Annotated in this window: 26 protein-coding genes; 13 read left to right on the forward strand and 13 right to left on the reverse strand. The window is 57.7% G+C overall.

The features are described from left to right. Nucleotides 1–2: 2 nt before the first annotated feature. Entirely contained in the window at nt 3–521 is a 519-nt protein-coding gene (locus HW561_RS08425; RefSeq protein WP_176863579.1) for a PaaI family thioesterase, read from the reverse strand. A 1-nt stretch (nt 522) separates the two neighbouring features. Further along, complete coding sequence (locus HW561_RS08430) at nt 523–942, reverse strand: PaaI family thioesterase (protein WP_176863581.1); 420 nt, start codon at nt 940–942, stop codon at nt 523–525. A 115-nt stretch (nt 943–1,057) separates the two neighbouring features. Between HW561_RS08430 and HW561_RS08435 the strand changes: the two genes are divergently transcribed. The 8 genes from HW561_RS08435 (at nt 1,058) to HW561_RS08470 (ending at nt 9,010) form a co-directional block, all read left to right on the forward strand. Further along, entirely contained in the window at nt 1,058–1,426 is a 369-nt protein-coding gene (locus HW561_RS08435; RefSeq protein ID WP_176863583.1) for a MerR family transcriptional regulator, read from the forward strand. Nucleotides 1,427–1,686: 260 nt separating this feature from the next. After that, nucleotides 1,687–2,088 carry a MerR family transcriptional regulator gene (locus tag HW561_RS08440; RefSeq protein ID WP_176863585.1) on the forward strand — a complete coding sequence of 134 codons (402 nt, stop codon included), beginning with the start codon at nt 1,687–1,689 and terminating at the stop codon, nt 2,086–2,088. A 48-nt stretch (nt 2,089–2,136) separates the two neighbouring features. Continuing rightward, on the forward strand, nt 2,137–3,918 hold the full coding sequence (locus HW561_RS08445; RefSeq protein WP_176863587.1) for an acyl-CoA dehydrogenase C-terminal domain-containing protein: 1,782 nt from the start codon (nt 2,137–2,139) through the stop codon (nt 3,916–3,918). A gap of 55 nt (nt 3,919–3,973) precedes the next feature. Next, nucleotides 3,974–4,186, forward strand: a complete 213-nt coding sequence (locus tag HW561_RS08450) for a hypothetical protein (protein WP_005981899.1) — start codon at nt 3,974–3,976, stop codon at nt 4,184–4,186. A gap of 280 nt (nt 4,187–4,466) precedes the next feature. Beyond that, entirely contained in the window at nt 4,467–5,105 is a 639-nt protein-coding gene (locus HW561_RS08455; protein WP_176863589.1) for a glutathione S-transferase family protein, read from the forward strand. A gap of 11 nt (nt 5,106–5,116) precedes the next feature. Then, entirely contained in the window at nt 5,117–6,328 is a 1,212-nt protein-coding gene (locus tag HW561_RS08460) for an acetyl-CoA C-acetyltransferase (RefSeq protein ID WP_176863591.1), read from the forward strand. Next, nucleotides 6,328–6,816 carry a cupin domain-containing protein gene (locus HW561_RS08465; protein ID WP_176863593.1) on the forward strand — a complete coding sequence of 163 codons (489 nt, stop codon included), beginning with the start codon at nt 6,328–6,330 and terminating at the stop codon, nt 6,814–6,816. The genes HW561_RS08460 and HW561_RS08465 overlap by 1 nt, the downstream gene beginning before the upstream one ends. Beyond that, entirely contained in the window at nt 6,809–9,010 is a 2,202-nt protein-coding gene (locus HW561_RS08470; RefSeq protein ID WP_176863595.1) for a 3-hydroxyacyl-CoA dehydrogenase NAD-binding domain-containing protein, read from the forward strand. The genes HW561_RS08465 and HW561_RS08470 overlap by 8 nt, the downstream gene beginning before the upstream one ends. 55 nt (nt 9,011–9,065) lie before the next feature. Here HW561_RS08470 and HW561_RS08475 read toward each other — a convergent pair whose 3' ends face one another. The 3 genes from HW561_RS08475 to HW561_RS08485 all read right to left on the reverse strand — a co-directional run bounded on the left by HW561_RS08475 (nt 9,066) and on the right by HW561_RS08485 (nt 11,607). Continuing rightward, nucleotides 9,066–9,839, reverse strand: coding sequence for a Hint domain-containing protein (locus tag HW561_RS08475; RefSeq protein ID WP_328803266.1), 774 nt, complete (start codon nt 9,837–9,839; stop codon nt 9,066–9,068). Nucleotides 9,840–10,012: 173 nt separating this feature from the next. After that, nucleotides 10,013–10,675 carry a sulfotransferase family 2 domain-containing protein gene (locus HW561_RS08480; protein ID WP_176863597.1) on the reverse strand — a complete coding sequence of 221 codons (663 nt, stop codon included), beginning with the start codon at nt 10,673–10,675 and terminating at the stop codon, nt 10,013–10,015. Further along, nucleotides 10,672–11,607 carry a DMT family transporter gene (locus tag HW561_RS08485; RefSeq protein ID WP_176863599.1) on the reverse strand — a complete coding sequence of 312 codons (936 nt, stop codon included), beginning with the start codon at nt 11,605–11,607 and terminating at the stop codon, nt 10,672–10,674. Before HW561_RS08485 ends, HW561_RS08480 begins: the two co-directional genes overlap by 4 nt. Nucleotides 11,608–11,761: 154 nt before the next feature. Here HW561_RS08485 and HW561_RS08490 point away from each other — a divergent pair, with 154 nt between their 5' ends. Continuing rightward, complete coding sequence (locus HW561_RS08490) at nt 11,762–12,775, forward strand: hypothetical protein (protein WP_176863601.1); 1,014 nt, start codon at nt 11,762–11,764, stop codon at nt 12,773–12,775. 6 nt (nt 12,776–12,781) lie between these two features. On the opposite strand, the gene upp is transcribed toward HW561_RS08490, so the two are convergent. From upp to HW561_RS08525, 7 genes are all read right to left on the reverse strand, one after another. Continuing rightward, entirely contained in the window at nt 12,782–13,414 is a 633-nt protein-coding gene (upp, locus tag HW561_RS08495) for a uracil phosphoribosyltransferase (protein WP_176863603.1), read from the reverse strand. Further along, complete coding sequence (locus HW561_RS08500) at nt 13,411–14,397, reverse strand: adenosine deaminase (RefSeq protein ID WP_176863605.1); 987 nt, start codon at nt 14,395–14,397, stop codon at nt 13,411–13,413. Before HW561_RS08500 ends, upp begins: the two co-directional genes overlap by 4 nt. After that, complete coding sequence (locus HW561_RS08505) at nt 14,394–15,605, reverse strand: phosphopentomutase (RefSeq protein ID WP_176863607.1); 1,212 nt, start codon at nt 15,603–15,605, stop codon at nt 14,394–14,396. Before HW561_RS08505 ends, HW561_RS08500 begins: the two co-directional genes overlap by 4 nt. After that, on the reverse strand, nt 15,602–16,909 hold the full coding sequence (locus HW561_RS08510; RefSeq protein ID WP_176863702.1) for a thymidine phosphorylase: 1,308 nt from the start codon (nt 16,907–16,909) through the stop codon (nt 15,602–15,604). The genes HW561_RS08505 and HW561_RS08510 overlap by 4 nt, the downstream gene beginning before the upstream one ends. 4 nt (nt 16,910–16,913) lie before the next feature. Then, entirely contained in the window at nt 16,914–17,306 is a 393-nt protein-coding gene (locus tag HW561_RS08515) for a cytidine deaminase (protein ID WP_176863609.1), read from the reverse strand. Between the two features lie 91 nt (nt 17,307–17,397). Next, complete coding sequence (locus tag HW561_RS08520; RefSeq protein ID WP_176863611.1) at nt 17,398–18,501, reverse strand: cupin domain-containing protein; 1,104 nt, start codon at nt 18,499–18,501, stop codon at nt 17,398–17,400. Then, nucleotides 18,464–19,165, reverse strand: a complete 702-nt coding sequence (locus tag HW561_RS08525; protein ID WP_176863614.1) for a hypothetical protein — start codon at nt 19,163–19,165, stop codon at nt 18,464–18,466. Before HW561_RS08525 ends, HW561_RS08520 begins: the two co-directional genes overlap by 38 nt. Before the next feature lie 184 nt (nt 19,166–19,349). Here HW561_RS08525 and HW561_RS08530 point away from each other — a divergent pair, with 184 nt between their 5' ends. The 4 genes from HW561_RS08530 (at nt 19,350) to HW561_RS08545 (ending at nt 25,707) form a co-directional block, all read left to right on the forward strand. Next, the gene (locus tag HW561_RS08530) at nt 19,350–21,623 is read left to right on the forward strand and encodes an NADP-dependent malic enzyme (protein ID WP_176863616.1); all 2,274 of its coding nucleotides are present in this window, start codon (nt 19,350–19,352) and stop codon (nt 21,621–21,623) included. Between the two features lie 43 nt (nt 21,624–21,666). Beyond that, a complete protein-coding gene (locus HW561_RS08535; protein WP_176863617.1) occupies nt 21,667–22,056 on the forward strand; it encodes a GFA family protein in 390 nt (129 codons plus the stop codon). A gap of 232 nt (nt 22,057–22,288) precedes the next feature. Further along, on the forward strand, nt 22,289–24,178 hold the full coding sequence (gene prpE / locus HW561_RS08540; RefSeq protein ID WP_176863619.1) for a propionate-CoA ligase PrpE: 1,890 nt from the start codon (nt 22,289–22,291) through the stop codon (nt 24,176–24,178). 89 nt (nt 24,179–24,267) lie between these two features. Beyond that, nucleotides 24,268–25,707 (forward strand): amidase family protein, encoded by a 1,440-nt coding sequence (locus HW561_RS08545; RefSeq protein ID WP_176863621.1) that lies wholly within the window; start codon nt 24,268–24,270, stop codon nt 25,705–25,707. Between the two features lie 254 nt (nt 25,708–25,961). On the opposite strand, the gene HW561_RS08550 is transcribed toward HW561_RS08545, so the two are convergent. Continuing rightward, nucleotides 25,962–26,723, reverse strand: a complete 762-nt coding sequence (locus tag HW561_RS08550) for an NAD kinase (protein WP_235962834.1) — start codon at nt 26,721–26,723, stop codon at nt 25,962–25,964. Nucleotides 26,724–26,992 lie beyond the last annotated feature (269 nt).

Below are 26,992 nucleotides of genomic sequence, written 5' to 3' on the forward strand. Positions count from 1 at the left end.
GATCAGCCCTTGGCCGACGGGGATTGCGGCATCAGGAAATGACCGGTCGCTTGGGCAAACAGTTTGGCGTGATTGTCCTGCCAGGCCTCGACCCGGACCGAGGCATAGCGGCGCCCGGCCCGGCTGATGAAGGCCCGCGCATAAGCATCGCGCGGCAGGCCTGAACGCAGGTAATCCACGGTAAAGTCGATGGTCTTCGGAAAGCGGATGCTGTCGTCTGTCACGATAGCATCTGCATCGATCTCACCGCCTTCGATGCGGGGAAACAAGTGTTCCCAGCTCAGAGTGATGACGGCCGTAACCTCAAGGAACGCAGCCGTTACGCCACCATGGATAGCGGGCAACAACGGGTTGCCAATCAGCTTGTCATCAAAGTTTAGAACGCTGGTCAGTTCATCCCCGCGCCGATCAAAGCTGATGTTGAGAAACCGAATATAGGGTACGCCGCCGACCAAAGCGTGCAGCGCAGCATCGCGCCGTTGCTTGACCACCTGCATCGGTTCAGGACGAGGTCGCGCCATGTTATTTCCCCTCAACCGTGAATGACCCCGAGGCGGTTGCCACTGGACGATCGTGATCATCATCCATAGCCGTCGCGCGCACAAACGCTACGTTGCGCGTGATGTGATAGCAACTGGCCCGCGCTGTGATTGTCTGACCTGGTGTCGCCGCACGCATATAGTCGATGCGCAGGTCGATGGTGGCCGTTCCGCCGGGGGCCGAAGGATGGCTCATCACCGCCGCACCGCAACATGTGTCCAGAATCGTCGACACCGCGCCGCCATGGATCACGCCGGTACGCGGGTCGCCGATCAGATCTTCGTTGTAAGGCATGGTGATCTCGGCCTCACCTGCGCCAATTTGCTTCAGCTTCAGGCCCAGCGCCCTTGCGTGCGGGATCGCCTCAATGAACTGCCGGGCGAGTACTGTCTTGTCGACCATGGAAGTGTGTCCTGTTGTCGTGCCCCCCTTTATGAGCCGCGGTCCAAGCAAAGGGCAAGCCCGGCTGTTGCGCTTGCCGTCACGACGCCCTAGGTTGCGGTCGAGGAGACCAGGAATGTCCGACAATCGTTTGTCATTCAAAGAGATGTGCGCAGAGTTCGACGTAACTCCGCGCACCCTGCGATACTACGAGTATATCGAGTTATTGCAGCCCGACCGTGAGGGTCGTTCGCGGTTTTATGGCGCGCGGGATTGCGCGCGCATGAAGCTGATCATGCGCGGCCGTAAATTCGGCTTTCCGCTCGAAGAGATACGTCAGTGGCTGTTGATCTACGAAGATCAGGGCAATCAGGCCCAGATGGCGACGTTTATCGAAATGGCAGATCGCCAAATGGAAGAGCTTCGTCAACAGCGACAGCAACTGGATGAAGCAATGGGTGAACTGAAACACCTGCGCGACCAGACGGTAAAACTACTGAACTGACCCCGCCCTTTCAAACTGAATTTCAGTCAGACCCAACAGGCTGAAGCACTAAAAATCCGTTTTGATACGCAAATCGGACGTTATTCTTCGCCTTACCTTACGGAAATAAAATTGCGCCTTGCGCCCCTTACGCGTTCGGATGTTACGTCAACTTTGAAATGACGTAGCGTCTGAGTTACGTAAACGTCACTCTCATGTTGTAAAACGCGTACCAACTGCGCAACTCATATCTCATGACGCCAGTGACGAAGGTATGACGAATGACCGAAGACCTGATGACCATCCGCGAGATGTGCGAGACCTATGATGTCACGCCCCGAACTTTGCGGTTCTACGAGGCCAAGGAACTTTTGTTTCCGATCCGTGAGGGTCAGAAGCGACTGTTCACCAAAAGTGATCGCGCCCGGCTCAAACTGATCCTGCGCGGCAAGCGGTTCGGCTTCAGCCTTGAAGAAATTCGCCAACTTCTGGACCTGTACCATGTGGGGGACCAGCAACTGACCCAGATGTCGCGCACTTACGAGATCGCGTGCGACCGTCTGGCAGACATGGAATCGCGCCGCGAAGAGCTGACACAGGCCATCGACGATCTGAAAGAACAGTTGCGCTGGGGCGAAAAGGTCATCGCCTCAATGAAACAGGAAAAGAAGGCAGCCGAGTAAGAAACTCACCCGCCTGACATCCGGACATATGAATTAAGGGAGCTTCACATGCCCGTTTATAACGCGCCAATCAAAGATACGCAGTTCATTCTGCATGACGTTCTGAAAATCTCGGAATCGGATATTCCGGGGTATAGTGATCTGGAGGCCGAGTTTACCGGCGCTGTTCTGGAAGAAGCAGGCAAGGTTGCCACCAATGTTCTGCACCCGCTGAACGTGGTGGGCGACACCGAAGGCTGCCGTTTGGAAAACGGCGTGGTCTACACTCCCACCGGATTCAAAGATGCCTTCGAACAGATGAAGGAAGGTGGCTGGACCGGTCTGGACATGCCCGAAGAATACGGCGGTCAGAACATGCCGTATGTGCTGGGCACGGCCGTGGGCGAGATGTTCTCAGGCGCGAACCAGGCTTTCGTGATGTATCAGGGCCTGACCCATGGCGCTGCCTCAGCTATTCTGGCGCACGGGACTGATGAACAGAAAGACAAGTATCTGCCGAATATGGTCAGCTGTGAATGGACCGGCACCATGAACCTGACCGAACCGCATTGCGGGACCGATCTGGGCCTGATGCGCACCAAGGCAGACCCGCAGGGCGATGGCAGCTACAAGATTTCCGGGCAAAAGATCTTTATCTCATCCGGCGATCACGACATGGCCGACAACATCATCCATCTGGTATTGGCCAAGATCCCAGGCGGCCCTGACGGCATCAAGGGCGTGTCGCTGTTCATCGTACCCAAATTCCTTGTGAAAGAAGACGGTTCGCTAGGCGAACGCAATGGCGTTTCAGTCGGCAATATCGAAGAAAAGATGGGTATCCACGGTAATTCGACCTGTGTCATGAATTATGACGAAGCCACTGGATGGCTGCTGGGAGAAGAGCACAAAGGCATGCGCGCCATGTTCACCATGATGAACGAAGCTCGCTTGGGCGTGGGCATGCAGGGCCTCAGCCAGGCTGAGGCGGCGTATCAGAATGCTGTGGAATACGCCAAGGACCGCCTGCAGGGCCGTGATGTGACCGGCGTAAAGAATCCCGATGGCCCTGCCGATCCACTGATCGTGCACCCAGACATCCGCCGCAACCTGATGGACCAGAAAAGCTTCACCGAGGGCGCACGCGCGTTCATCCTGTGGGGCGCATCCATGATCGACAAGGCACACCGCTCGGGCGACAAGGATGCGGATGGGCTTATCTCTCTGCTGACTCCGGTCATCAAAGGCTTCCTGACCGATCAGGGCTATGACATGACCGTTCAGGCGCAGCAGGTCTATGGCGGCCATGGCTACATCGAAGAGTGGGGCATGTCACAATACACCCGCGACGCCCGGATCGCGATGATCTATGAAGGTGCCAATGGTGTGCAGGCTCTGGATCTGGTCGGTCGCAAGCTGGCGCAGGACGGCGGCAAGCACGTCATGGCGTTTTTCGACATGGTCAAAACTTTCAGCAAGGAAAACGCGGGCCAGGACGAAGCCTATGACAAGGCCTTCATCGAACCGCTGAAAGTGGCGTCCAAAGACCTGCAAGCGGCGGGCATGTACTTCATGCAAGAAGGCATGAAGAACCCGAACAACGCGCTGTCAGGATCGTATGACTTCATGCACATGTTCGGCCACGTTTGTCTCGGCCTGATGTGGGCGCAAATGGCGAAAGCCGCGCAGCAGGCTTTGGACGGTGACGCATCGGACAAGGACTTCTACGAGACCAAAATCAACACTGGTCGTTTCTACATGGCCCGCCGCCTGCCTGCTACTGGCATGCATTTGGCGCGCATTCAGACCGGCGCTGATACAGTCATGGCTCTGGACGCCGCGAGCTTCTGATCTCAGTCTGGGTCCGGGCAATATTGCCCGGACCCAGTTTCCCGGAGGACAAGATATGCCAAAACGCTTTCGACTGACCCGGCGTTTTCCCGTCGCGATGACCGAGGACGGCTACCGTAAACTCAAAGGGTTCGCCCGCGAGGCGGGGCTGGATGAAGGTGAAGCCCTGTCTTTCCTGTTCGAGAATTTCAACAGCGTGATTGATGAGGAGAACCTGACCCACCGCCTACGCATCTTCAATTCCGAGCTTGAGGCGCGCAAGCGGTAAGCAATGAACGCCGCTCTTAAGACGGGACCCAATTTTGCAGCCGGGGGCCTCCGGCGGGAGTATTTGTGAAAAGATGAAGGCATGATGCGCCCCTGCCACCGGGCGCACTCGCCATCAGGACAGGGACGACTTCACCTTTTGCGGTCATCGGCTCTCCAGCCTGTACCGCAAAGCCATAGAAACAGAGGATGGTTAAGTAAAAGTAACCGTGATCACTTCATCTTTTTCCAAATACTCAAATTCCTGACCGAACCACATGCGCCTTGGGAGGGGCAATCGCATGACCATAAAACTTCATTGTTTCGGCGAAAGCGGCAACTGCTACAAAGCAGCACTGGCATTGGAATTGGCCGGGCTGGAATGGGAACCAGTCTTTGTCGATTTCTTCAAAGGTGTAACGCGCACGCCCGAGTTCCGCTCTGAAGTCAATGAAATGGGCGAAGCGCCTGTCATGATCGACGGCGATTTCCGCACCACCCAATCCGGCGCCATTCAAGCTTATATTACTGAAAAGACCGGAAGGTTTGGCGGCAAGGATCGCGAAGAGAATTATGACATCTTCCGTTGGGTATTGTGGGATAACCACAAGCTCAGCTCAACGGCCGGATTGACGCGATTCCTGATCAACTTCTTGCCCGAAGAACATCGCAACCCGGATGTTATTGCCTTTAATCAGGGACGTTTAAAGACGGCTTACGCGGTGCTGAACACCCATTTGGAAGGCCGCGACTGGATCGTAGGTGACGGCGTGACCAACGCCGATCTCAGCTGTTGCGGCTATCTGTATTATCCCGAACCTTTCGGCTTTGACCGCGCCGACTGGCCTCATATCGACGCCTGGCTAACTCGTCTTTCCGAGCAGCCCGGCTGGAAACACCCCTATGACCTGATGCCCGGCAACCCGTCGGATCGTGCTTAAGGAGAGACCCCATGACCGAAGCATATATCTATGATGCCCTGCGCACCCCGCGCGGCAAGGGCCGCAAGGATGGCAGCCTGCACGAGGTAACCTCGGTGCGTCTGTCGGCCCTGACCCTGAACGCGATGAAAGAGCGTAACAATCTGGAAGGCCACGCCGTCGAGGATGTGATCTGGGGCAATGTCACCCAGGTAATGGAACAGGGCGGCTGTCTGGCGCGCTCGGCTGTTCTGGCATCTGATCTCGACCAGTCGATCCCCGGCCTGGCGATTAACCGGTTTTGCGCGTCCGGCATGGAGGCCGTGAACCTGGCCGCAAACCAGGTCAAAGGTGGCGCGGGTCAGGCCTATATTGCTGGCGGTGTCGAGATGATGGGTCGCGTGGCGATGGGCAGCGACGGTGCCGCAATTGCCGTTGATCCCACTCTGGCGATGGACACCTATTTCGTGCCACAGGGCATCTCGGCCGACATCATCGCGACCGAGTATGGCTTCACCCGCGACGATGCTGACGGGCTGGCGGTTGAATCGCAAAAACGTGCCGCAGCGGCTTGGGAAGCCAACCGCTTCGAAAAATCTGTCATCACTGTCAAAGACCAAAATGGTTTAACCATTCTTGACCGCGACGAGTACATGCGCCCCGGCACTGACATGCAAAGCCTTGGTGCGCTGAATCCGTCGTTTGCGATGATGGGCGAACAGATGCCGGGCTTTGATAAAGTGGCCATGCTGAAATACCCGCATCTAGAGAGGGTCAATCACATCCACCATGCAGGCAACAGTTCGGGCATCGTGGATGGTGCTGCGGCTGTTCTGATCGGCAATAAAGAGTTTGGCGAGAAATACGGCCTGAAACCGCGCGCGCGCATCAAGGCAACTGCCAAGATTGGCACCGATCCGACCATCATGCTGACCGGCCCGGTTCCGGTCACCGAGAAAATTCTCGCCGACAATGGCATGAAGATCAGCGATCTGGATCTGTTCGAAGTGAACGAAGCCTTCGCCTCGGTCGTGCTGCGGTTTCAACAGGCGTTTGATGTCGACCCCGGTCTGGTGAACGTCAATGGCGGCTCGATCGCGATGGGTCACCCGCTGGGTGCCACCGGCGCAATGATCATCGGCACCTTGCTGGATGAGCTGGAGCGTCAGGACAAGGAAACCGGTCTGGCCACACTCTGCATCGCGTCCGGCATGGGTGCGGCAACCATTATCGAGCGCGTCTGATGCCTAAGCTGGACCTTTCTCAGATTCCGTTTCGGGGCGGTTCGGGCTATCCCGGCAAGCTGGCCAAAGCAGGCGATGGCCGCTTTGTTCAGCCCGTTGGGGACGCAGGCGGACTGACCCAATATGGGGTCAACATCGTGCGACTGGAGCCGCAGGGCCTGTCCTCGCTGCGCCATTACCACATGGAACAGGATGAATTCGCCATCATGCTCAGCGGCACCTGCACGCTGATCGACGATGATGGCGAGCATCAGATGCAGCCCGGAGATTGTGCCACTTGGCCTGCTGGTGAGGCCAATGGTCATCATCTTGTGAACAAGACTGATGCGCCCGCGACTTTTCTAGTGGTGGGCACACGGACCCCGACCGAGACCGGCTATTACAGCGACTTAGACATGATGGTGAAGTTTGATGCCGACGGCTTTCGCTTTACCCGCAAGGACGGCAGCCCGCTGACGGCTGACCAAGTTGGAGATGACAATGACTGATTTCACTCTGAGCAAAGACGCGGACGGCGTCGCCACTATCACCTGGGACGTCCCGGGCAAGACTATGAACGTGATGTCCTTTGACGGGCTGGCACAGCTGAGCGACTGCATCGATCAGGCGCTGGCCGATGATGAGGTCAAAGGCATTGTCGTGACCTCGGGCAAGGACGGCTCGTTTGCCGGTGGCATGGACCTGAACCTACTGGCCGTTATGAAGGAACAAGCTGGCGATAACCCAGCAAAAGGCCTGTTCGAGGGCACGATGCAAATGCATGCCCTGCTGCGCAAGATCGAGATGGCGGGTATGGACCCGAAGACCAAGAAGGGCGGCAAACCGATTGCAACCGCCCTGCCCGGCACCGCCGCAGGCATTGGTATGGAGCTGCCGCTGTCGACGCACCGCATCTTTGCCGCCGAGAATCCGAAGGCGAAGTACGGCCTGCCCGAGATCATGGTCGGTATCTTCCCCGGCGCAGGCGGCACCACCCGCATGGTCCGCAAGGTTGGCGCGATTGCCGCGGCTCCGCTGTTGCTCGAAGGCAAGATGCTGGACGTCAAAAAGGCGAAAGGCGCAGGCTACATTGATGAGATCGCAGCCGATCCGGTTGCAGCCGCCAAGGAATGGGTGCTGAACGCCAAGGACGCCGACATCGTCAAACCTTGGGATGCCAAAGGCTATAAGATGCCCGGCGGCGCGCCCTACCATCCTGCTGGTTTCATGAACTTCGTCGGCGCCTCGGCTATGGTCAACGGCAAGACCCAAGGCGCCTTCCCGGCGGCCAAGGCTCTGTTGAGCGCAGTTTACGAAGGTGCGCTGGTCGATTTTGACACGGCCCTGAAGATCGAGGCGCGCTGGTTCACTTCGGTTCTGATGAACCCGTCTTCGGGCGCAATGATCCGGTCACTGTTCCTGAACAAGGAAGCGTTGGAAAAAGGTGCTGTACGTCCGCAGGGCGTGCCGGATCAGTCAGTCAAAAAGATCGGCGTTCTGGGTGCGGGCATGATGGGCGCGGGGATCGCGTTGGTGTCCGCTCAGGCTGGTATGGAAGTGGTTCTGGTCGATCGCGATCAGGAAGCGGCCGACAAGGGTAAAGCCTATACAGAAACCTATCTGGACAAAGGCATGAAGCGCGGCAAAGTCACCGCCGAGAAGAAAGAGGCCATGCTGGGCCACATCACCGCCACACCCGATCTGGAACACCTCAAAGGGTGTGATCTGATCATCGAAGCGGTCTTTGAAGACATGGGCGTCAAGGCCGAGATGACCAAGAAGGTCGAGGCGATCATTCCAGACGATTGCATCTTTGCGTCGAACACCTCGACCCTGCCGATCTCGGATCTGGCCAAGGCCTCGGTGCGTTCAGACCAGTTCATCGGCATCCACTTCTTCTCACCTGTTGAAAAGATGTTCCTGGTCGAGATTATCAAAGGCAAGGAAACCGGTGATCGCGCGGTGGCCAAGGCGCTGGATTATGTGCGCCAGATCCGCAAGACGCCGATCGTGGTCAATGACGCGCGGTTCTTCTACGCCAACCGCTGCATCATTCCCTACATTAACGAAGGTGTGCGGATGATTGCCGAGGGCGTCAGCCCTGTGCTAATCGACAACGCCGCGCGTCAGTTGGGCTTCCCGGTTGGGCCGATCCAGCTGACCGATGAAACCTCGATTGATCTGGGCGCCAAGATCGCTCGTGCCACCAAAGCGGCGATGGGGAATGCTTACCCCGAAAGCCCCTCGGATGATCTGATCTTCTGGATGGAAGAACAGGGCCGTCTGGGGCGCAAAGCCAACGCGGGATTCTTTGACTATGACGAAAAGGGCAAACGCACCGAGTACTGGAAAGGCCTGCAGGACCAGTATCCGCTGGCCGAAGATCAGCCTGACCTGATCGAGGTGCAGGAACGTCTGATGTTCGCTCAGGTTCTGGAAGCCGTGCGCGCGCTGGAAGAAGGCGTTCTGGAAGACATCCGCGAAGGCGATGTTGGCGCCATTCTGGGTTGGGGCTTTGCGCCCTGGTCCGGGGGCCCGCTCAGCTGGCTGGACATCATCGGCACGCCTTACGCAGCCGAACGCTGTGACCAGCTGACCGACGCCTATGGCGAGCGTTTTGCCTGCCCGCCGTTACTGCGTGAGATGGCTGAGAAAGGTCAAAGCTTCTACGGTCGCTTCGATCCTGAGGCAAAAGCCGCTTAATAAAGTGATGCAGGCGCGTGAAATCGCGCGCCTGCATCGTTGTTATGGTGTTTGGTTAGGTCTGCCATTCAGACCGCAGAAACAAGGCAGGCGCTTCTGGCCTGCCCGGACGCCCCGGTCGCCTGATCCCTGCGGGTGGGCGAATGGGGAATATCGGTTCCTGCGGGATGGGTGCAGGCAGTGCACCCAATGGGTTTGCAAGGGCGGACATATCGCCCCTGTTTGCAATTGATTCAATCAACGTCACTGCGGCATCTTCCTCAGCAACCTGATAGCTTGGATGATTGGGCTCGGTACGCATACTGAAGCGGCCTGACGGGCAATAAGCCTGAAGCCCGCCCTCGACAAAGATTACCTCATCCTTGTCAAAAAACAGCGTACTAACCTCCAGGGACGGTCCCGGCGCCTGTGAGGTCAGACGGCATCTGCCGCTGAGCATTCTTGCAGGCACTATCGAAAACCCATCGGTCTCTGGATCAGTTTTGCTGAGGTCCAGCGCAAGGCCCTGTTCCGGCATCAGCCAGACAGGTCGCCCATTGTACGCCGCCCGCGCCGGTACAAAAATCGGCAGGTATTCAGCGCGGGTTTCGCCATCCGAGATGGAGACCCAACTGGTTGAAACCCGACGCACCTCTTTGAACCCATGGTCCAGCGTGCGGACAAGATCACCGACGATAATCCGTTCCACCAGTTTCCAGCCGCTGGTTGTGGCAACTTTTGTTCCATGTACAAATCCACCACGACGCGCGTTTACCGCATCGCCTGCATTCGTCTGATCAACGTTACCAGATTGATCCGAGAAACCCGAAAAACTCACTACTTCCAACACGTGCCTCACCCCCTTTTGGCACCAACTAACAGTCTCAGATTGCTAGCATGGAACAGTAAGGTGAGACTTATTTTTGCCATATTTACGCCCAGATTGAGCCTTTAACAGCCCTTTTGACGCCAACAACACGAACAAAGCGGTCATCGTAACTGTATTAAGATCAATATTGGAAACTATACTTCGCTGGTCGGATTAAACTGATATCCGAATCTCTGGATATCTTCCGCACAGACATTTGCCACAGCGTCCGTTGTCGCCGAGGTATAGTACCGGCGGTAATCCCCGTCCCGATCAGACCGGTTGAGATGCGGTAAAGGCACGTCGAACCCAAGATGCTTGAAAAGCGGCGTGGCGTCTTCGTCAAAATGCTCAAGCCGGATGTATGCCCGACAGTGTTCTGTCCCGCCTGCTGTGATCATGTAGGATCGGGCCGGGTGTTGCCGAAACGATTTCTGAATCATGGGATGCAAAACGAAGCCGCCAAAATCCAGTTCTTTTGACAGAGTCACAGCCTGATGTTCAAAGCCCTGTACGCGCAGCCAATGATAATAGCTGACGATCCGATCCCACGGGTTACGGACCAGCGTGAAGGCGAACAATGACTGTAACTGGCCTTCAGGCAGTACCCCGTCGATATCCGCGAGCGTCGAGTGTTTCCACAATCGCCCTTTGGCCTGAAGCGATTTCGTGCGTTGGCGGCGTTTGAGCGCTTTGGGCGTATCCCCCAGCAGGATGTCGTCCTTCATCGCCCGCTGTTCCAAAGCCAGCGACAGCGATGTGCCGCCCGTTTTGGGGATGTGAACGAAGACATAGCCGCGCCCTGCCGAGATGATCACGTGACCTCCTGTCCCTCGGGTACATGACCGGCACGCCAGCCCAGCAAAGCTCCGGCAACGGCGATCAGCCCAATTCCGGCAATCTGAATTCCGCCCAATTCCTGCCCCAGTGCAATCCAGGCGAACACTGGACCGAAAATCATCACCGAATATTCGAAGACCGCGACATAGGACGGCTCACCCACTTGATACGCTTTGATCATCATAAAAACGGCAAAGGTTGAACCAACAGCCTGAATAGCGATCCAGAGCAGCGCCGGTTGCATCTGCCAGACCACACCACGGGTCACAAACCCTTCCGGACCCTCAAGCGCAGCAGAGGGGAGAACGGAAAACACTATCAGCCCCACGGCCCCGGCCAACCCCAACGTCAACACCATGGCCGCCAACAGGGCAACGGTACTTTCCTCGGCGCAATGACTGCGGGTGATGATCGCACTGAACGCATAGAACAGCCCACCTGCTACCGGCAGCAATGTTCCGAAATCGAAATCCGCCGGATTAGGTTGCAGCACGCACAGAATACCCGTGAACCCGACCAGAACGGCAAATATGCGCCAGGGCCCTATTCTCTGACGGAGTATGAGCGCGGAGATCAGCAAAACAAAAATTGGTGATGTGAACAGCCCCGCCAAGGCCTGCGCAATTGGCATCAGGGCCAGCGAAGCAAAATAGAACAACATAGCCAACGTGATCAGCACGCTACGCAACACAACAGGTCCCGGGCGTTTCGGGCGCAATCCGCCCAACCCCAGCAACGACAGCCCAATGACCATGGGCAGCATCAGGAGCGCGCGGCTCAGGTGGAATTGCCACAGGCCAATGGTCTCGGCCAGAAGGATCACGACATTATCGATCACTCCGATGATGGCCATCGCGCAGATCATCAGGCCCGAAGCCAACATAGGTGAGGACTGGTTGTTTGCCGGCATAATCCACCCTGATCTGATTCTTGTGACTGGCTGCTGCGCAGATTCGCGTATCGGGGCATCCGGCACGAATGTCAAAGACGATGCAACAGGTTTGCGCCGGGTGAATTTGCCATGCTAAGCTGACGCAAAACGAGAACGAGCACATTTCACCCCGATGACGGCATTGAAACAGTACCAGCGGATCGAAGCGACCGGTCTGTGGCGCCCGTCGCCCGACGAGCAACGGCGCGAGGTCGTAGTGTCGATTGGTGAGGCCACGCTGACGATTTCCGATTTCAACGACCGGGCACTGACCCATTGGTCGCTGGCGGCGCTCGAGCGGCAGAACCCGGGGGCCTATCCGGCGATTTTCAATCCCGATGGTGACCCGGATGAAACGCTGGAGCTTGCGGAATCTGAGACAACGATGATCGAGGCCATTGACCGCTTGCAGCGTGCCATCGACCGGTCGCGCCCGCATCCCGGACGCTTGCGTTGGCTAAGCGTCGGCGGCGTTGTTGTCGCCGTCCTCGCTGTCTTGCTTTTGTGGTTGCCCGGCGCCTTGCAAAGCCATGTTGTATCCGTGGTCCCCGCGGTCAAACGTCAAGAGATCGGAGACACCGTACTGCGCCGGATCGAGCGGGTTTCAGGGCAGGCGTGTTCTTCCCGGGACGCGCAGGCGTCATTGGATCGTCTGGCCAAACGAACCGGTGTGCGCCAGATCATTATCCTGCCCGCCGGAGTGCAGGCCAGCCTCAGTTTGCCGGGCGGTACGGTGCTGCTCAACCGCTCCTTGGTCGAAGATCATGAAGACCCAGCTGTCGCCGCTGGCTTTGTCATTGCAGAGCGTGCCCGGGCTGAACAAGAAGATCCGTTAGTGGATTTGCTGGACCGCACCGGTCCGGCCACCGCCTTCCGACTACTGACAACCGGTGGCCTGACGTCGGACATCGTGGATTCTTATACCGAGCAGGTCTTGTCCGATCCCCGCCCGTCGGTGTCAGACAGCGAATTGCTGGCCGTGTTCGCACAGGCCGCTCTGCCCTCGACCCCTTATGCCTATGCGCGTGATATCACCGGGGAAACAGTGCTTGGCCTGATCGAGGCCGACCCGATGGCAGGGCGTACCCTTGAACAAGTGCTGCCGGACCGCGATTGGGTCCGACTGCAAAACATCTGCGGCGAGTAGGCCGGATTACTTGGTTCCGAACATCCGGTCTCCGGCATCGCCCAGCCCTGGCATGATATAACCCTTGGAATTCAACTCGCGATCCAGTGCAGCCGTCACGATATGCACGTCCGGATGCGCCTCTTTCATGCGTGCAACTCCTTCGGGGGCAGCCAGCAGGCACAGGAAACGGATATCCGTCGCCCCAGCCTCTTTCAGCAGATCGATAGCGGCGGCCGAGCTGTTGCCAGTGGCCAGCATCGGATCAACGGCGATGACCAAACGGTCTTTTAGTCCCTCGGGTGCCTTGAAGTAGTACTGGACCGGCTTCAAAGTCTCTTCATCCCGGTAAAGACCGACAAATCCCACACGTGCGGAAGGGATCAGCTCAAGCACGCCGTCCAGCATCCCGTTCCCGGCTCGCAGGATCGAGACCAGAGCCAGTTTCTTGCCGGCCAGAATGGGCGCGTCCATTTCCTCCATCGGCGTTTCGATGTGGCGGGTGGTGAGCTTGAGTTCACGTGTGACCTCATAAGCCAGCAGCAGCGTGATCTCGCGTAGCAACTGACGGAACACGGCGGTTGACGTGCCCTTGTCCCGCATGAGCGTCAGTTTGTGCTGTACCAGCGGATGATCGACGACAGTCAGATGTTCGCTCATGTTATCTCCAGTCTTTTCTTGACCCGCGCGCGGGTCTCTTCATCACAAAAGGCCGCGTTCAAGGCAGTCTCATTCAGTGTAGCAAAGTCCGCGGCATCCCAGCCAAAGGCTGCGTTCAACATCTCATACTCGCGGCGCATCGTCGTATGGAAAAACGGCGGGTCGTCAGTTGAGACCGTAACCTTCACCCCCGCATCGCGCAGGCGCGCAATCGGATGGGCCGCAAAATCAGGGAAGAGACCCAGAACCACGTTCGAGCCCGGGCACACTTCAAGTGTCACGCCCCGGTCCGCCAATTCGCGTACCAGATCAGGATCTTCGATGGCGCGGACACCGTGACCGATCCGTTCGACACCCAGATCACGGATCGCATCGCGCACGCTCTGCGGTCCGCCGAATTCACCGGCATGGGTGGTCAGGCGCAGCCCAGCCTCACGCGCACAGTCGAAGGCCCACTTGAAATCACCCTGCGTGCCGATAGATTCGTTGCCTCCCATGCCAAAACCGGTAATCCAGTCGCCTGCGGTTTCAGCCGCACAATTGGCACTGTGCCTCGCCTGCTCGGGGCCGAAATGACGAACGCAGGTGACGACGCCACGAAGGGTGATGTCGAATTTGCGCTCTGCCTCATCCGCCGCATCGCGAATGGCGTTCAGATAGTCCTGCCATGCATGCAGATCACCGCCACCACAGAAATCAGGACTGAGGAAGGTTTCGGAATACACCACACCGTTTGCAGCGCTGTCTTCAAGAATGGCGAGGGTCAAGCGGCGAAAATCCTCGGGCGATTTGAGGACTTCGCACGCAGCCTCATAGACGCTCAGAAAATGCGCGAAATCGCGGAAATCATACGAGCCATCAGGATTGAAAATTCCGCTCAGGTCGATCCGCTTCTCATGGGCCAGCTGGCGGATGAACGCGGGCGGCGCGGCGCCTTCGTGGTGCAAGTGCAGTTCGATCTTGGGCAGGTCGGCGACGGTCATAGAAAGGTCCTTCCCGGCTCTTGCGCCGGAATTTTCAGATGATGGGCGATGCTGGCGGCAACGTCGGCAAAATCGATCTGCCCGATCTGCCCGGTGCCACACCCCGCGACCAGGACAGGCACCTGTTCCCGCGTGTGATCTGTGCCCGTCCAGCTTGGATCATTGCCATGGTCCGCCGTTAGCAGCATCAGATCACCCGGGCGCATCTTTTGCAGGATTAGTCCGATCTGTTCATCAAACCATTCCAGCGCTTTGGCATAGCCGCTGATATCGCGGCGGTGGCCATAAAGGCTGTCAAATTCAACAAAATTGGCAAAGGTCAGGCTTCCGTCCTCGGCGTCATCCACCAGATCCGAGAGGTGCCGCATCAAGTCAGCGTCCGAGCCTTTTCGCAGTGTATCGATACCCTGCATCGAAAAGATGTCACCAATCTTTCCAACCGCGTGAACCCGGCGACCTGCGTCCTGCACCCAATTAGTCAAAACCGGAGCGGGCGGCAAAATTGCAAAATCCTTGCGATTGGTGGTGCGCCTGAAACCTTCTTCAAGTGTGCCAACAAATGGACGTGCAATGACACGGCCCACCTTCATCTCATGCAGGCGGGGCGCCAATACCCGACACATGTCCAGCAGCCGGTCGAGGCCAAAGCTGTCTTCGTGTGCAGCGATCTGGAACACGCTGTCGGCAGAGGTGTAGCAGATCGGCCAGCCGGTGCGCATATGTTCCGCGCCCAGATCGGCGATGATCGCGGTGCCGGACGCATGGCAATCGCCCAAAATACCATCCGTGCCAACAGCATCAGCAGTCGCTCGGCTTAAATCGGTGGGAAATGCGGGGACTGTATCGGGAAAGTAATGCCAATCCCACGGCACCGGCAATCCGGCCAGCTCCCAATGACCAGAAGGCGTGTCCTTGCCGGCCGAGTGTTCCCGTGCGCACCCCCACAAACCAGTGGGTTCAGCATCTAATCCGGGTGTGGTGTCACCGGACGCCAGACGCACAGACGCCCCAAGGCCCAGCGTGTCCAGATTTGGCAGGTGCAGGGGGCCAGACCGGCCGTCTTCAGCGCGCCCCTCGGCGCAAGCTTGCGCGATGTGGGCCAGCGTATTGGCCCCGGTGTCGGGAATCTCACCGTTGAAGAACTGGTCCGCGTCCGGTGCGCCCCCGATCCCTACGGAATCCATAACCACAAGAAAGGCACGTCTCATACGGTGATCCTTTCGTGGATCAGATCCGGAACCTGTACAGGCGTGTCCGAAATCACAACTGCGGCCAACACGGTGTCTGCAGCGCAATGCGCCGCGTCCTCGCGTGCGGCGTGGACCCTGGCCAAGGGAGTGCCCTTGGAAACCCGATCCCCCAGCCGCACGATATCTGACAGCCCAACGGCAGGATCAATCACATCACTTTCGACCTGACGGCCACCGCCCAGCGCAACAACGGCAAGGCCCAGCGCCTCTCCATCAATGGCGGTGATATAGCCATCTTTTGGTGCGGGGACTTCCTGAATCACATTGGCCTCGGGCAAGAACCGCGCCCATGAATCGATGAATTGCACCGGGCCGCCGACAGCGGCCATCATGCGACCGAACCGGTCCGCGGCGTGACCATCCTGGATCACGTCAGCGATTTTAACCCGACCTTCCTCGACCGTGCCAATTATACCAGCATCAGCTAGCAGAACACCGCCCAACTCAGTCGCGATATCCGCCAGAGGCGAGCCACGCGTACCGGTCAGGACCTTCATGACCTCAACCACTTCCAGCGCATTGCCCAGCGCAGGAGCTAAAGGCTGGTTCATGTCGGTGATCACCGCAGAAGTCCGACACCCAGCCGTATTCGCGGTCTCGGTCAGCGCTGCCGCTAGCTTGCGGGCATCCTCGATGGTTTTCATGAAGGCACCGCTGCCGACCTTGACATCCAACACCAAAGCGTCCGGGCTTGCGGCAAGCTTTTTAGACAGGATCGACGCGGTGATCAGGTCAAGGCTCTCGACCGTTGCCGTGACATCGCGCACCGCATAAAGCCGCTTGTCCGCTGGTGCGATCTGCCCCGTTGCGCCAACGATGGCTGCGCCGGTGTCGCACAATATCTGTGCCAGACGCTCCTGGCTGATCTGTGTGCTGACGCCGGGGATCGCCTCGAGCTTATCCAAGGTCCCGCCTGTGTGACCGAGACCGCGACCCGAGATCATCGGGACGTATGCCCCACATTCCGCCAAAGCCGGAGCCAACAGCAGACTGACGCAATCCCCGACGCCGCCAGTCGAATGCTTGTCGATCACCGGACCATCCAGATCCCAGCTGAGAACCTCGCCACTGTCACGCATGGCAACCGTCAGATCAGCCCGCCCCTGCGCGCCAAGACCGCCCATGCAAACGGCCATGGCAAAGGCCCCGGCCTGTGCGTCGCTGATGCCGCCATCGGCCAGACCCTGCGCGAACCAGATCAGCTCTTCACGATCAGGCACCTCTTGTCGGCGCAGCTTTGCAATGATCGAGCGGGCGTCCATGAGGTCAGACATCCTCCATGTGTGAGGCATCGAAGGCACCGGGCAAAAGCTGCCCGATGGTTGTTTCAAACTCGGCCCCGTCCACGGTCGCCAGTGTCACTTTGACGTCGCGCTTACCGAACTCGGCCAGCTTTTGACGGCACCCACCACAAGGTGGAACCGGTTGCGGGCTTGAGGCGACAACGTAAACTTCGTCCAATTCCTGTTCACCCGCCGCCACCATGGCGGCTATCGCGCCAGCCTCGGCGCAGGTGCCTTCGGGATAGGCCACATTTTCGACGTTGCAGCCAGAAAAGACCTCACCAGAGGCTGATCGGATTGCCGCGCCAACTTTGAAATTCGAATAGGGCGCATAGGCTTTTTCCCGGACGAATAAGGCTGCGTCTTTGAGCGACATGGCGATTCCCCAATTTTTGATCATCTGGTCAGAAAATCTACTTTAGATGAAAGCGCCGGGGGAGTTGAAGCCCCAACGCCGCGTTTTTTGGTCAGTCCAACGTTGTGTTGAAAACGCCCGGCAAAGTGACTTCCAACAGTTCGACGTCATCGGACGGATCATCAAGGCGTGTGCGCATTCCGGGCGGGATGACGAAAGCGTCACCCTGTTCCAGCCGGTAAGGATCACGGCCTTCACCTTGCAATGTAACTGCGCCATTCATCACGAAGGTAAAGTGGATATCGGTGTCATGGCTGGCCCAGACCGGATCGCCCTGCCCCCGGCGCACAACCTGCACCCCCGCGACCCCCTTGGTATTCTCCGCAATCGTTGTGTCGCGGCAGACAAACCCCGGCAGCCGAAAAGGAACCCAATCGGCGTTCTTCGCCTGATTATAGACAAAGCGCTGCCCCTGCCATTCCCGCTCGGGTCGCATATGCGGGGTGGGCAGACGCATCTGGTGGTCAATCTCTGTGACGTGTTCGGCAGGTACACCGATCTCGATCACTTGCACATTGTCCGACGCTTCCAGCACGCGGTGGCGGATCTCTGGCGGTTGAATAAAGCAATCTCCGGCAGTCAGGCGCATCTTGTCGCCCTGATCTTCGTAAACCACATCCACCCAGCCATGGATGCAAAAGATCAGCTGAAAGCCCACTTTGTGGAAATGCACCATGTCCGGCACCGGACCACCGTCGGGAATGCGGATATGACTGGCAATGATCGAACCACCCAAACGGTCAGGTACCAGATCACGGTAGTGCATCCCGGCCCGCCCGATAACCCACGGGGCTTGATCCTTGAGTCGGCGCACCACAAAAGAATGCGCCGTTTCCGGCATCACTAGCGGTGGGTCCCTTTCTTCGATCTCGATGCGGGTTCCATTCGGGGCCACAAGAACACGTTGCCCGTCTGCAAAACCCTCGGGGTCATCGGTCAGAATACGCAGCGTGCCCGGCCCTTCGGGCGCATCCTTTTCGATGCGCAACCGCAATCCATGGCCGGAAAAAACCGCGGTGCGGGGATCATCGGCAGGATAGATCATGTCCATCTGCATCCCAAGCACCTTGGTGTAAAACGGGATGTCGTTGCGGAGTTCCTGCGTTGGCAGGCGAAACTCAGCGCGTGTCTGCGATGGGCGCGATGTCTGGGTCATGAACGGTCTCTTTGATCTGCGATTTTGGCCATCCGATCAGAACGGCGGCCAAAATGCCAATCGAAAAGAACAGCTCCAGCGTTTCCTCCAACACGAACAGTCGTGTCACCATCGTCGCCGACAATTCCGCATCGTACATACCGCTGACCTCTTCCAGAAGCTGGGCAATGACCGCAGAAGTTCCAGCCAACACGAAAACCGCAAGAAACGGTGCGCGGAGTTTGAGCGCGCGCCACCCGTTGGGCACCCCGTGCCAAAAGACGCCACCAAGCACAAGCACCGCCAGTACAATCCGCACAACGGTCATATCCAAAAGAATATCCAGGCTATCGAGCACTACAAAGGGCGCGCTGCCTTCGACATATATACTTGCTTCCAACTCTCTCTCGGCCAAAAGCAAGCACACCAAACCAATATACAATCGGCTCACACCGGGATACCGAACCAAGGCAACCAAACCCGCAGCAAAAAGACCGGCGGCTGAGATCGTTTCGATCGGTCCACCTTCTTGATTGAAGGCTGCAGCCTGCAGCGGCCAGAGTATCACGGCGCACAGTATCAGGACGGCCAACAGCAACACAGCGCGAACTGCATTCTGGTAAGAGCCGAAGCCATGCCGAGAGTCAGGGAGAATCTCCTCTGTCGGAACTTTTTTGTAAGTCATGCCTGTTTCGTACTGCTCGTTGGACACAAGGTGTTTTTCAAGTCATGACTACTTAGAAGATTTGCGGCAAAAATCAACTAAGCACCAAGCAAAACCGAAAAGGTGTTGCGAAGTGATGCAGCGTAGCCAACTTAAGAAAAATAGTTTAGCACTAAATCAAATTGCGAAGGGAGCTGAATCGCCGATGTCCGACACCCCCAGCCTGCGTCAGGCCGCGCTTGATTATCACGCCCACCCAAAGCCCGGAAAGCTTGAGATCAAGGCCACCAAACCGATGGCCAATGGTCGCGATCTGGCACGGGCCTATTCGCCCGGCGTGGCCGAGGCAAGCCTTGAGATCAAGGCCAATCCGGACAATGCCGAACGCTATACCTCGCGCGGCAACCTGGTTGCGGTGGTGTCCAACGGGACGGCGGTACTGGGCTTGGGAAACATCGGCGCGCTGGCGTCGAAACCGGTGATGGAAGGCAAGGCGGTCCTGTTCAAGAAATTCGCAGGCATCGACTGCTTCGACATCGAGGTCGATCAGCCCAACCCGGAAAAGCTGGCCGATATCGTTTGCGCACTGGAGCCGACTTTCGGTGCCATCAACCTTGAAGACATCAAGGCCCCGGATTGCTTCACCGTTGAAAAGCTGTGCCGTGAGCGCATGAACATTCCCGTCTTTCACGATGACCAACACGGTACGGCCATCGTTGTTGGCGCGGCGGCCAAGAACGCGCTGCATGTGGCTGGAAAGTCCTTTGAAGAGATCAAGATCGTTTCGACCGGAGGCGGCGCCGCCGGGATTGCCTGCCTGAACATGCTGGTCAAGCTGGGCGTCAAACGCGAAAACATCTGGCTGTGCGATATAAATGGGTTGGTCTACGAAGGGCGGTCCGAGGACATGAACCCGCACAAAGATCAGTTCGCGCAGAAAACGGATTTGCGGACACTGGACGACGTGATCGGGGATGCTGATCTGTTCCTGGGTCTCAGCGGACCCAACGTGCTGAAGCCCGAGATGGTCGCCAAAATGGCCACCCGTCCGATCATCTTTGCGCTGGCGAATCCCTCGCCCGAAATCCTGCCTCAGGCCGCGCGCGAAGTAGCACCAGACGCGATCATCGCCACCGGCCGCAGCGATTTTCCCAATCAGGTCAATAACGTACTGTGTTTCCCCTTCATCTTTCGGGGCGCACTGGACGTGGGCGCGACAGAAATCAATGATGAGATGCAAATCGCCTGCGTGGACGGTATTGCCGAAATGGCGCGGGCAACAACCAGTGCCGAGGCCGCAGCCGCCTACAAGGGCGAGCAGCTGACATTCGGGCCGGATTACCTGATCCCCAAGCCCTTTGATCCACGTCTCGTCGGCGTGGTGTCATCCTCCGTTGCAAAGGCCGCGATGGAAAGCGGAGTGGCGAAACGGCCAATCACGGATATGGAAGCCTATAAGGAAAAACTGAACCAGACGGTGTTCAAGTCTGCCCTGCTGATGCGTCCCGTGTTCGAGGCTGCCGCAGTCGCCTCGCGCCGTATCGTGTTTGCCGAGGGCGAAGACGAGCGTGTACTCCGCGCCGCTCAGGCCATTCTGGAAGAGACCACCGAAACGCCAATCCTGATCGGGCGGCCAGACGTGATTGAATCGCGCTGCGAAAAGCTCGGCCTGACAATCCGGCCCGGCAAAGACTGCCAGATCGTGAACCCGGAAAACGACCCTCGGTATTATGATTACTGGAATTCCTATCATCAGGTCATGCAGCGTCGTGGGGTTACGCCAGATCTGGCCAAAGCAATCATGCGTACCAACACAACTGCCATCGGCGCAATCATGGTTCACCGGGGTGAGGCCGACAGCATGATCTGCGGCACTTTTGGCGAATTCCGCTGGCACCTGAATTATGTCGAGCAGGTTCTGGACGACGGCGACCTGCGTCCTCATGGGGCGCTGTCATTGATGATTCTGGAAGACGGCCCTCTGTTCATTGCCGACACACATGTGCGCCAATTGCCAACGCCCGAGGAGCTGGCCGAAATCACAATCGGCGCAGCCCGCCATGCGCGCCGGTTCGGCCTTGAACCCAAAATCGCATTCTGTTCCCAGTCCCAGTTTGGCAACCAGGCCGAGGGGTCCGGAAAACGTCTGCGGGCGGCACTGGAAATTCTGGACCAGAAGCCGCGCGACTTCATCTATGAGGGTGAGATGAACCTGGATACCGCCCTGGACCCGGACCTTCGGGCCCGCATCTTTCCGGCCTCGCGCCTTGAAGGGTCGGCAAATGTACTGATCTTCGCCCATGCGGATGCAGCCAGTGGTGTGCGCAACATTCTCAAGATGAAGGCGGACGGAATCGAGGTTGGCCCAATTCTGATGGGAATGGGCAACAAGGCACATATCGTGACGCCTTCGATCACTGCACGCGGCCTGTTGAACATGGCCGCCATTGCCGGAACTCCCGTCGCACATTACGGTTAAGTCGGGCGGCCCTTCTGGCTGGCCGCCATTCAGGGAGGTCTGCATGAAGGGGCACTGTCACTGCAAAGCGGTGCGTTGGGAAAGCGATGGCGACGTGGCGTGGAGCTGCTATTGTCATTGCGCCGATTGCCGCCGCAATTGCGCGGCACCAGTCACCGCGTTTTTCGGTTTGCCACACGGTTCGGTCAAGTGGCTGGGCGACGCGCCACAGATCTATCGTTCTTCTGACGATGTGGAACGGTTGTTTTGTGGCACTTGTGGTACCCAAATGGCCTATCGCACTGCGCGCGATACCAGAAATATTCACCTCTACACCGCCACTCTGGACGATCCCGATACATTGCCACCCCGGTTCCATGTTTTTCACTCGGACCATCTGCGCTGGTTGAGTATTCAGGACAGTCTGCCGCGTTACGCAAAGACTGCGGGTTGAGTTGATTCTGTGTTGACCTGGATTTTTTGCACATACAAGTTAGCAAGTTTGCAAAAACTCAACGGAAACGCATCCAAATCGCAGTAAGGAAAGAAGTTTGCAAAAATTTGCAGGTGAAAATGGGCGTTCCTGCAAATAATTCGCGATAAACTGACGCGCCGTCATCCGTGCCGCTTGTTCATGGCATCCCGGATACCTAACAACATGCGCAAGACTTTGGGAGGAGGACGAAATGACATATCAGGACGTTTACGAAAGCTGGAAAACCAACCCCGAGGCGTTCTGGATGGACGCCGCAAAAGGGATCGATTGGGTCAAGGCCCCCAGCAAGGCGCTGTTTGATGACAATGCCCCACTCTATGAATGGTTCAGTGACGCTCAGGTTAACACCTGCTGGAATGCCGTAGATCGTCACGTGGAAAACGGGCGCGGTGAACAGACCGCCATTATTTATGACAGCCCGATCACCCACACCAAACGCGAGATTTCTTATGTCGAGCTGCGCAACCGTGTGGCGACACTGGCCGGAGCACTCCGCGCCAAGGGCATCGAAAAAGGTGATCGTGTCATCATCTACATGCCCATGATCCCCGAAGCGCTTGAGGCGATGCTGGCCTGCACCCGTCTGGGTGCCGTCCACTCGGTGGTGTTTGGCGGCTTTGCCAGCAACGAATTGGCCGTCCGGATCGACGACGCCAAACCCAAAGCGATCATCGCCGCCTCGTGCGGGATGGAGCCGGGCCGCGTGGTTCATTATAAACCCCTGCTGGACGGCGCCATCGAGATGGCAGAACACAAGCCCGAATTCTGCGTCATTTTCCAGCGTGAACAAGAGGTCGCCCAACTGATCGAAGGCCGTGACTTCAACTGGCACGGATTTCAGTATGGCGTCGAACCGGCAGACTGTGTGCCGGTGGCCGGCAATGATCCGGCCTATATCCTCTACACCTCCGGCACCACGGGAGCACCCAAGGGTGTCGTCCGGCCAACTGCGGGCCATCTGGTGGCGCTGAACTGGTCGATGAAGAACATCTATAACGTCGATCCGGGCGATGTGTTTTGGGCCGCGTCTGACGTGGGTTGGGTCGTTGGACACTCGTACATCTGCTACGCGCCACTTATTCACGGCAACACAACCATCGTGTTCGAGGGCAAGCCCGTCGGCACCCCAGACGCCGGCACCTTCTGGCGTGTGATTTCCGAACACAATGTGCGCAGTTTCTTCACCGCCCCTACCGCCATCCGCGCCGTCAAACGCGAGGATCCAAAGGGCGAGATGCTGGCAAAATTTGACCTGTCCGGATTGCGGGCCCTGTATCTGGCAGGTGAGCGTGCGGATCCCGACACAATTGTGTGGGCACAGAATGCGCTGAAGGTTCCCGTGATCGACCACTGGTGGCAGACCGAAACCGGCTGGGCCATCGCTGGCAACCCGCTGGGGATCGAGGAACTGCCGATCAAGCTGGGCTCGCCCGCGAAACCGATGCCCGGATATGATGTGCAGATTCTGGACGAAGCCGGCCATCCTATGAAACCCGGCGAACTGGGCGCAATTGCGGTCAAGCTGCCGCTGCCACCCGGCACATTGCCGAATCTGTGGAATGCCGAGGCACGGTTCAAGAAGTCCTATCTGGAACACTTCCCCGGATATTATGAGACCGGCGATGCGGGCATGATCGATGAGGACGGGTACCTCTATATTATGGCGCGCACCGATGATGTCATCAACGTCGCTGGCCACCGCTTGTCGACAGGTGGTATGGAAGAAGTTCTGGCCGCGCATCCCGATGTGGCTGAATGCGCCGTGATCGGTGTGTCGGATCAGCTCAAGGGTCAGATGCCGGTTGGTTTCCTGTGTCTGAACACAGGGGCCGGACGCGATCATGGTGAGGTTTCGCAAGAAGTGGTCAAGATGGTCCGCGACAAGATCGGCCCTGTTGCCGCCTTCAAGCTGGCGGTTGTGGTGGACCGGTTGCCGAAAACGCGATCCGGTAAAATCCTGCGTGGCACGATGGTGTCGATTGCGGATGGTCAAGACTACAAGATGCCAGCGACGATCGACGATCCGGTCATTCTGGATGAGATCAAAATTGCCCTACAAACCATCGGTTACGCACAATAACATAAGGGCGGCATCAACCGCCCAGTGCACCGCTTTCCCTTGCAACCTGAAATAGGCCCCCTACTGTCGCTACCAGACAGAGAGGGCCCATGACACAAAGCGAAATCTGGCGTCTCAGCGCCACAGACCTGACCGCCCTGACACACAAGGGTGATCTGAGCGCAGAAAACGCCGCCCAAGCTGCGATCAACCGCATGGAACAGGTAAACCCGGATCTGAATGCGGTTGTCGAGAATCTGAGTGATGAAGCTCTGCGCCGCGCGCGCGCGCTGGATCAGGCGCGCGCGAAAGGGGAAACCCCCGGCCCTCTGCACGGTGTACCCGTGACGATCAAGGTGAATGTCGATCAAAAGGGCCATGCCACCACCAACGGGGTGGTCGCCCTGAAAGATGTCATCGCCCCCGAGGACGCACCCGTCGTGTCCAATTTGCAAAACGCTGGTGCCATCGTGATCGGACGCACAAACACGCCCGAGTTCTCATTCCGGGCCGATACTGACAACCCGCTTTATGGCCGCACGTATAATCCATGGGGTCGGCATATCTCACCTGGTGGGTCCTCTGGCGGTGCAGGCGCGGCGGTAATGGCTGGGATTGGCGCGCTGGCGCACGGCAATGACATCGGCGGCAGCCTGCGGTTTCCGGCCGCGGCAAACGGGGCGGTGACGGTCAAACCCGGCCTCGGGCGCGTGCCCGCCTGGAATCCCAGCCAAAAGACCGAGCGCGGCCTGCTGGCGCAATCCATGTCCGTTCAGGGTTTGATCACCCGATCTGCAGCGGATTTGCATCTGTCGATGCCTAGCCTCATCGCTGGTGATCCACGTGATCCGTTTCACGTACCGATGCCTTGGCGGAACGAGGTTTTGGACGGCCCCATCAAGGTTGCCTTTACCAAGAACACCTTCGGCTATGCGCTTCATCCCGAAGTCGAAAAGGCGCTCGACACCGCTCGGGATGCCTTGATCGACGCCGGTTATCTGGTTGAAGAAATGGAACCACCAGATGTCTTTGAATGCGGCCGCATCGGGTATCGCACGCTGATGGGCGAAGTGCTGACACTGATGAAATCAGATATCGAGGCCGCCGGGTCGCAAACCATTCAAGATATCTTTGACGTCTATTTTCAGGAATTCCCGCCTATTGTTGAGACGGAAATGATCCGCATGCTGGCCAAACGCAGTCACTATGCGCGGGAATGGTCGCTGTTTTTGCAGGATTATCCTCTTGTGCTCTCCCCGTTCCTGCCGCGGCCGTTTTTCAAACCCGACCGGGACACCGAGGGCGCCGAAGGCGTGCACGAGGTTCTGGGCTGCGCCGTTTATGCCTATGCGATGAACTTTCTCGGCCTGCCCGCCGCCTGCGTCCCTGCCCGGCTGGCAGAACTTCCGTCAGGCCCGCAACCGATCAATGTACAGATCGCCGCTAGACGCTGGCGCGAGGATTTGGCCGTGGACGCCGCCGCCGCCATCGAAGCTCGGGTCGGACAAATGTACATTCCATTGTGGGAGCGTATGGGGACAGGCAACTAACCCCAAAAGAAAATAGGCCCCGGGTTATTGTGCCCGAGGCCCGCTTACTAAAATATGCCCGGATGTCTAATGACGAGCGTAGCACCACCCACCCTCGCCAGCGCGAAAACTGCGCAATCATTCGAATACGCCTTTGGTGGCCACTCACTCCCACCTTGGCGTGTTCTCCGGGCAAGTTCAGGTTAGCCAATCATTAATAGGCAGCCTGTGAACTGGTTCACACAGCGGGCAAAAAACTGCCCGAAACTGAATATTCATGTGAATTGTTCAGATATTAGACGTTCTTCCAGCCCATGCCCCGGATCGAACAAAATGCGATGAGAAATTGCCGGCTCGGACCGAATCTCGACCCAGTCAATGTCGGGGAAGGATATGGAATCTGCGGCGACGATGACAGGTCGCTTATCCGCGTCCAGCACGTCAAAGCGCACCTTTGCAATCTTGGGCAACAACGCGCCACGCCACCGTCGCGGACGAAAGGCTGCAATTGGCGTCAGTGCCAGTACATCAGATCCAATTGGCAGAATTGGACCGTGCGCCGAGTAATTATAGGCTGTTGATCCTGCCGCAGTGGACAACAGTGCTCCATCACAGACAAGCTCGTCCATGCGCTCTCGACCATCAACACTGATCTTCAACCGCGCGGCTTGTGGACCAGCACGCAACAGCGATACCTCATTGATCGCCAGCGCCTCGTGTAGCTTGCCGGACTGGTCCATGGCGCGCATGGCCAAAGGGTTGATCACCTCTTCTTCGGCATCGGCCAGCCGGGCCATCAGGTCATCCTCGTGATATTCGTTCATCAAAAACCCGATGGTTCCACGGTTCATCCCATAGACCGGTGAATCAAGGTGTTGCATGTTATGAAGGGTCTGCAACATGAACCCGTCGCCCCCTAAGGCCACAACAACGTCCGCGTCCCGCGGGGCGGCATTGCCATACTTGGCCACCAGACTGTCGCGTGCGGATTGCGCCACTTTGACATCGCTGGCGAGAAAGGCGATTCTCTTTTTCATCTTTTCCGGTTTCCGGTGCTGCACATTTGGTTCCGAAACAAACATACCTTTCCCGAATAGACCAGACTTGACGCCTCAGCGGGCCAAATCGTCGCTTTACACCTTTTGCAAATGTGACGTTTCCGATAGGAAATCCGCAAGTTTAATACCCAGCCATGTGGAGCGCCCATGAACGCCAACCTTCGTGATACCGGTTTTTTCACCCAGTCCCTCTCTGATCGTGACCCTGAGCTATTTGGCTCGATCACGTCCGAGCTGGGCCGTCAGCG

Source organism: Ruegeria haliotis (genome assembly GCF_013377785.1).
Taxonomy (GTDB): domain Bacteria; phylum Pseudomonadota; class Alphaproteobacteria; order Rhodobacterales; family Rhodobacteraceae; genus Ruegeria; species Ruegeria haliotis.